This window comes from Rhodococcus sp. APC 3903 (genome assembly GCF_030407755.1).
Lineage (GTDB): Bacteria > Actinomycetota > Actinomycetes > Mycobacteriales > Mycobacteriaceae > Rhodococcus_F > Rhodococcus_F erythropolis.
In genome coordinates this window covers 209,991-216,325 of the sequence record NZ_JASDCV010000008.1, presented here as the reverse complement: position 1 = coordinate 216,325, position 6,335 = coordinate 209,991, and the positions used below count along the sequence as shown (strand labels likewise).

Annotated in this window: 7 protein-coding genes; 4 read left to right on the top strand and 3 right to left on the bottom strand. The window is 64.4% G+C overall.

Going from position 1 to position 6,335, the window contains the following annotated elements; translation table 11 throughout:
• From glmM to QMA15_RS13990, 3 genes are all read left to right on the top strand, one after another.
• Window positions 1-1,230 (top strand): phosphoglucosamine mutase (glmM, locus tag QMA15_RS14000; RefSeq protein ID WP_290284999.1); only part of this gene is annotated, 1,230 nt, incomplete at its 5' end.
• Between the two features lie 111 nt (window positions 1,231-1,341).
• Entirely contained in the window at window positions 1,342-1,647 is a 306-nt protein-coding gene (locus QMA15_RS13995) for a hypothetical protein (protein WP_019747569.1), read from the top strand.
• Between the two features lie 176 nt (window positions 1,648-1,823).
• Window positions 1,824-2,792, top strand: coding sequence for a hypothetical protein (locus tag QMA15_RS13990; protein ID WP_279163697.1), 969 nt, complete (start codon window positions 1,824-1,826; stop codon window positions 2,790-2,792).
• A 46-nt stretch (window positions 2,793-2,838) separates the two neighbouring features.
• Here QMA15_RS13990 and QMA15_RS13985 read toward each other — a convergent pair whose 3' ends face one another.
• Both QMA15_RS13985 and QMA15_RS13980 read right to left on the bottom strand, forming a co-directional pair.
• On the bottom strand, window positions 2,839-3,060 hold the full coding sequence (locus QMA15_RS13985) for a hypothetical protein (protein WP_021343574.1): 222 nt from the start codon (window positions 3,058-3,060) through the stop codon (window positions 2,839-2,841).
• A 6-nt stretch (window positions 3,061-3,066) separates the two neighbouring features.
• Entirely contained in the window at window positions 3,067-3,906 is an 840-nt protein-coding gene (locus tag QMA15_RS13980) for a dienelactone hydrolase family protein (RefSeq protein ID WP_020969056.1), read from the bottom strand.
• Window positions 3,907-4,028: 122 nt separating this feature from the next.
• Between QMA15_RS13980 and glmS the strand changes: the two genes are divergently transcribed.
• The gene (gene glmS / locus QMA15_RS13975; RefSeq protein WP_003940837.1) at window positions 4,029-5,891 is read left to right on the top strand and encodes a glutamine--fructose-6-phosphate transaminase (isomerizing); all 1,863 of its coding nucleotides are present in this window, start codon (window positions 4,029-4,031) and stop codon (window positions 5,889-5,891) included.
• Window positions 5,892-5,945: 54 nt separating this feature from the next.
• Here glmS and QMA15_RS13970 read toward each other — a convergent pair whose 3' ends face one another.
• Window positions 5,946-6,317 (bottom strand): plastocyanin/azurin family copper-binding protein, encoded by a 372-nt coding sequence (locus tag QMA15_RS13970; RefSeq protein ID WP_279163698.1) that lies wholly within the window; start codon window positions 6,315-6,317, stop codon window positions 5,946-5,948.
• Window positions 6,318-6,335 lie beyond the last annotated feature (18 nt).

Below are 6,335 nucleotides of genomic sequence, written 5' to 3'. Positions count from 1 at the left end.
GGCACTTCGGATGCCCGTCCGACCGCCGTGATCGGCCGCGATCCTCGCGCCAGCGGTGAGATGCTTCAAGCCGCGGTGACGGCCGGGTTGAGTTCCGCAGGCGTCGACGTGCTCGACGTGGGTATCCTTCCGACTCCGGCAGTTGCATACTTGACGGCAAAGCTCGACGCCAGTCTCGGTGTCATGATTTCTGCATCGCATAATCCCATGCCGGACAACGGAATCAAGATTTTCGCGGCCGGTGGGCACAAGTTGGATGACGCTGTCGAGGTGGCGATCGAGGATGCACTCGACGGCACTGCGCCGCCGGTCCTTCCGACAGGTGCCGGCATCGGCCGAGTCCGCGCGGTCGACGACGCCGCTCAGCTGTACCTTGCGCATCTGGCGAGCGCGGCGAGCGAGCCACTCGCTGGACTTACCGTTGTCGTCGACTGCGCCAACGGCGCTGCTTCCGCGCTCGCACCGGTTGCCTACGCAGCAGCGGGCGCTCGCGTCATCGCGATCAGCGCCGATCCCGACGGCCTCAACATCAACGACGGCTGCGGATCGACGCACCTGGAGAATCTTCAGAAAGCCGTAGTCGATCACGGGGCGGATCTAGGCCTCGCGCACGACGGCGACGCCGACCGCTGCTTGGCCGTCGACGAGACCGGCGCGGTGGTCGACGGTGACGCGATCATGGCTGTTCTGGCGATCGCGATGAACGAGGCCGGGGAGTTGGTCGAGAACACTCTCGTCGCGACTGTCATGAGCAATCTCGGTTTGCACATCGCGATGCGCGAGGCAGGCATCAACATCGTGACTGCTGCCGTAGGCGACCGCTACGTCTTGGAGGAATTGCGCGCGGGCGGGTACAGCCTCGGTGGCGAGCAGTCAGGTCATGTTGTGTTGCCGGCGTTCGGCACCACGGGCGACGGAATTCTCACCGGTCTCCGGCTGCTCGGACGCATGGCTCGTACGCGTAAGTCGGCATCGGCATTGGCTGCAACGATGACCACCCTCCCGCAAGTGCTGATCAACGTGAAGGTCGGGGACAAGGCGACAGTCGCAGCGTCGCCGTCGGTACTTGCAGCAGTCGCGGACGCCGAGCGCGTTCTCGGTGACGGTGGTCGAGTGCTCCTGCGCCCGTCCGGGACAGAGCAACTGGTCCGCGTCATGGTCGAGGCCACTGAACTTCCGCTCGCGCAGAAGCTGGCTGACGAGTTGGCCGAGATCGTCGGTTCGGTGTAGCCCCCTCATTACGCGTTCGCGTTTAGAGGGAACGCAATTGCGCCCCGCTGCGTCCAAGGAGTCAAAGGCCGCTCGACGTGCGAGTGGTTCCGTTGAAACTTGGGGGCGCTCGTGGATGTCGACCGCGCTGGAACAGATGAATTGGCACGTCATGCGGTGTCGGTGGCCCAGGGTCTGCGCGATTCTGCCGAGCCGATCAAGCGTTTGCGATGGGGCGGTGCCGCTTCGGGCCGTGACTACGCCGAGCACGGAGCCGCGTTGGCGTCGGCATTGGCGGTCCTGAATTCTCGCTTGACTGGCCGTGCGGATCTTCTCGATACGTTGGCGCGCCGGCTTTCCTCTTCGGCTGAGGCAATCACTGAGGCGGATCGCGAGGGTGCGCGGCGGGTGCGGGACTCCGGCGGGTCGGCCTCGTGATACCGAACAGCCTTACAGCCCAGGCAGTACCGAACGGCCCGTGTTCTTTCGAAGATATTCTTGCACTGCGTGATTCACATGCTCATCCCGACGAAATTCTGGAAGCGGGCGCTAGCGGACTGCAGTTCTTCGGCCGATTTCACGACCTGGCCACCCGGTTGGGTTTCGAAGAACGGATGCTTACCTCCTATGAGGATGCATATCGCGCAGAGGCGGGCATCGATATCGCGGCACTGACGCGAGACATGTCGGACATGGCTGCGGCGGTGGACGGTTCGGTCGCGGAGATCGCGATGCTGACGGTCCTGGCCGAGAATCTTCCCGCAGTGTGGAATGTTTCCGGCGTGGATGCGGTCGTCGATCAGGTCTTCGCCGCGCGGCGCGAAGCTCGGTCCGATGCGGATTCGGCGCCACTGTTGATCACGCTAGCCGACGAACTTGCGCGGACTGTTCGAACGGCCTTGGCAGACAAAGCTTTCAAGGTGGCCAGCCTCGACCGGGCGACCATCGGCGGTCTGGGTGCGGGGGAGATCGATCAGCTGGCTCACGTCGCTTCCAGCGGTCGTGGCGCGGCGCCATGGCTGGACACCGTTTTTCGCTCGGCGTATCTGGATGCCCGCGACGAATTCGACAGGGCGTGCGCGCAGTGTGCGAGCGCGGTAGGCGATGCTTTTGATGCCGCGACTCAGTGGGTGACAGACGCCTTCCCGTCGACCTTGCCGGTCGCCGAGTCGATCGAATCCGGTGCCGCGGCTGCGCCGATCTCTTTCTCGATCGGCGGCAACACATGGGGTTTCTCGATTGCGTCCGACGGTCGTGGGGTGAGTCTCGATGTCGCCGGTGCTGACGGGAACTCTGTGTCGGTCGCCGTGGAGTTGGACGAAAACGGTTGGCCGAGAATAGTTTTTGATGCCGATCGGGAGGCGGTCATGCAGGAGACATACCCGCAAGAAGCGTCCCAGCCCGCGACACTTCACCCCGAAATTCCCCAGCCCGATATTCCCCAGCCCGAAATACCGGTTGAAACCACCGCCGAAGTCTCGCCCGCGCCGGACCCGGAGCCGCCTGTCACAGTCCCGGACGAGTCGATCGCCGGCCCCGACGGAGAGACGGGCGCTGAGCTGGCCGGAGCTGGTCCGCTGTGAAGTCCGTTCACGCGCCCTTCGAAGAGATCCGTCGAACTCTCGATTCTCAACTCGAGGACTTCCGTGAGCGCAGAGCGCTCGAGGACTTCCGTGAGCGCAGAGCGGCAGTGGCGAGCGAGGAATCGCGCCAGGAGCCGCCGTCCGAAACGACGTCTGCCGATAACGACACGGAAGGGTCGGTCAGATCCGGCCCGTATCTGCGATCCGCGTCAGAGCCGACGACGACGCCGACGAAGCCGTGCTCGCCGCCGGAGTCGGGGGCGGGCACGGACTCCTACTTACGCAACAGCTGGCTGGCCCGCGCGTCGGAGTGAGGTTCAACCGGGAGCAACGGCGCCGTGTGTGGAATCTCGACATCAGGATCAGCAAAGTCCTGGTACTTCTTGTCGCCGGTCAGATGGAACAACAGGAAGCCCGTGAGCAGGCACCGTGTGGCGGACTGTGTCTTGCGCTCGGATCCACCGAGGCCCAGGGCTCCGAGGAGTCGGCGGCCTTCGATCAGTCCGGCGTCTTGGCCGTCGTTCACGGTGCGTGCGACGACGGGACCGCCCCACTCCACGCTCAGCGGGCGCGCATTGCTGGTCAAGGAATCGACGTCGTCTTGGCCGGCAAGGATCAATCCGGGCGCTGTGATCTTCGACGCGTAGTTCTCCGCCTTGGGTGCTGTCGGGGCCGGGAACAGCGCGGCTACTGCACCGACATCCCCGCGCTGCGCTGCGGCCAGTACCGCCGCGCCCGCGCCCATGCCGTGACCGGCAAAGGCGACTCGATCGGGGTGGACGCTGATCTGGCCGGGGCCGAGTCGTACGCCGACGCAGATGTCGAGCGTCGCTCGAAGATCTGCAGCCAAGCCGAGATGGGACGGGACCGGACCGCGTTCGCTGTCGGGCGCCGCTGCGACAATTCCCCAGGAAGCGAGGTGCTGGAGTGTCTGCTCGTACTTGTGGGACCCGACCATCCACCCGTGCGCGAAGGCAACGGCGGGGAGATTGAAACCGGTTTCCGGCGTGTACACGACACCCGGCTGTCCGGCCAGGGCGAGGTTGCCGCGGAGAACTCGGTGCGGGCCGCGCTTGGACAGCTCACGGGTCAGTGTCTTCAGTTTCGGTGCCACGGTTGAAGACGTTATCCGATGAGCCGTCTCGTGTATGCGGAGCCGACGCTGCAACCGGCTGGGGGATGTCTGGGGAACCGCAAAATGCGCCCACCGCCGATGTCCAAGTACCCTGAGTCACCATGTGCGGAATCGTGGGATACGTCGGCCACCGCCCAGCTCTGGGCGTTGTGGTGGAGGCTTTACGGCGAATGGAGTATCGCGGGTACGACTCGTCGGGAATCGCGATTCTCGACGGAACCGGTGGGGTCGAGATCGAGCGTAAGGCCGGTAAGTTGGCCAACCTCGAGGCGGAGCTCGGCGAGTACGGCGCGGATCACTTTGTCGGTACGTCGGGTATGGGTCATACCCGGTGGGCGACGCATGGGCGTCCGACCGACCGTAATGCGCATCCGCATCGTGATGCGTCGGGCAAGCTGGCTGTCGTTCACAACGGAATCATCGAGAATTTCGCCCCGCTGCGTGCGGAGCTCGAGGCTGCAGGCGTCGAGCTTCAGAGCGACACGGATTCCGAGGTGGCAGTTCACCTGGTAGCCCGGGCGTACGCCCAGGGGCCGACGGCAGGTGATTTCATCGAGAGTGCGCTGTCGGTGGTTCGTCGGTTGGAAGGTGCGTTCACGCTCGTCTTCACGCACGCCGACCATGCGGACACGATTGTCGCCGCCCGCCGCTCGACGCCGCTCGTCGTCGGTGTCGGTGAGGGCGAGATGTTCCTCGGCTCCGACGTCGCTGCGTTCATCGAGCACACACGCGATGCGGTTGAACTCGGACAGGATCAGGCAGTGGTGATCACTGCGGACAGCTATCGGATCTCCGACTTCGCGGGTAACGAGGCAGAGGGGCGCCCGTTCCGCATCGACTGGGATCTCGCGGCCGCCGAAAAGGGTGGTCACGACTACTTCATGCTCAAGGAGATCGAAGAGCAGCCGACCGCTGTCGCCGACACGCTCCTCGGCCACTTCGAGAACGGGAAGATCGTCCTCGACGAGCAGCGGTTGTCCGATCAGGAATTGCGCGACGTCGACAAGGTGTTTGTCGTCGCCTGCGGTAGTGCCTACCACTCCGGACTGTTGGCGAAGTACGCGATCGAGCATTGGACGCGTCTACCTGTCGAGGTCGAACTCGCCAGCGAATTCCGTTACCGCGACCCGGTTCTGGATCGCTCGACGCTTGTTGTCGCGATCTCGCAGTCGGGGGAGACGGCGGACACACTCGAAGCTGTCAAGCACGCCAAGGATCAGAAGGCACGCGTCCTGGCGATCTGCAACACCAACGGTGCACAGATCCCGCGCGAAGCCGACGCCGTTCTCTACACGCGGGCGGGACCGGAAATCGCGGTTGCGTCGACCAAGGCCTTCCTGGCGCAGGTGACCGCGAACTACCTCGTCGGTTTGGCTTTGGCGCAGGCTCGCGGCACCAAGTATCCGGACGAGGTTGCGCGCGAGTACGCCGACCTCGAAGCTATGCCCGCGTTGGTCAGCAAGGTGCTCGAAACGGCAGAACCGGTCCGCGCGTTGGCACGCCAGTTCGCGCACGCGTCGACCGTGCTGTTCCTGGGGCGTCACGTCGGCTACCCGGTGGCGCTCGAGGGTGCGCTCAAGCTCAAGGAGCTTGCATACATGCACGCCGAGGGCTTTGCCGCCGGTGAGCTCAAGCACGGCCCGATCGCGCTGATCGAGGAGGACCTTCCGGTCATCATCGTCATGCCGTCGCCGCAGGGTCGCGCTGTGCTGCACTCGAAGTTGGTGTCCAACATTCAGGAGATCAAGGCGCGCGGGGCAACGACTATCGTCATCGCGGAGGAAGGCGACACCGTCGCCGCGGCGCACGCGGATCACCTGATCGAGATTCCGGCGTCACCGACTCTGCTGCAGCCGTTGCTGTCCACGGTTCCGTTGCAGATCTTTGCGGCCGAGGTTGCCGCGGCGCGCGGATACGACGTCGACAAGCCGCGTAACCTGGCGAAATCGGTTACGGTCGAATAGTTTTCGTAGGGAATTTCGGGCCCCGCAGTCGAAAGACTGTGGGGCCCGAGTGCGTTACGGCGTCTCGACGACGACGGTTCCGCGCATCTCGGGATGCGGTGTACAGGTGTAGGCGTAGGTTCCGGGTTCGGTGAACGTGTAGGTGTAAGTTCCCGATTTCTTGAGTGGGCTACGGAGTTTGCCCTTGGCGTCTCCGAGGCCGTTGACGTCGTGGGCCATTCCGTTGTCGTCGAATACCCACGTGACGGTGTCGCCGACGTTCACGGTGATGGAAGCGGGGGAGTACGCCATCCCGGAGATGGTCACCACGGGTCCGCTCGCCGTCGTTTCGGCCGCAGATGGTGTGGAGTCGGTGCCGGAACTGCACCCGACCAGGCCGAGAGCGAGGACGAGTCCCGCGATTGCCGGGCGAAGACGTGATTTCATGGTTTCGAGGGTAGCGAC

Bases quoted from the DNA above. Each gene is read 5' to 3' on its own strand.
- QMA15_RS13990 (WP_279163697.1), top strand. From the start codon at position 1,824: ATGCTTACCTCCTATGAGGATGCATATCGCGCAGAGGCGGGCATCGAT.
- glmS (WP_003940837.1), top strand. From the start codon at position 4,029: ATGTGCGGAATCGTGGGATACGTCGGCCACCGCCCAGCTCTGGGCGTT.
- QMA15_RS13970 (WP_279163698.1), bottom strand. From the start codon at position 6,317: ATGAAATCACGTCTTCGCCCGGCAATCGCGGGACTCGTCCTCGCTCTC.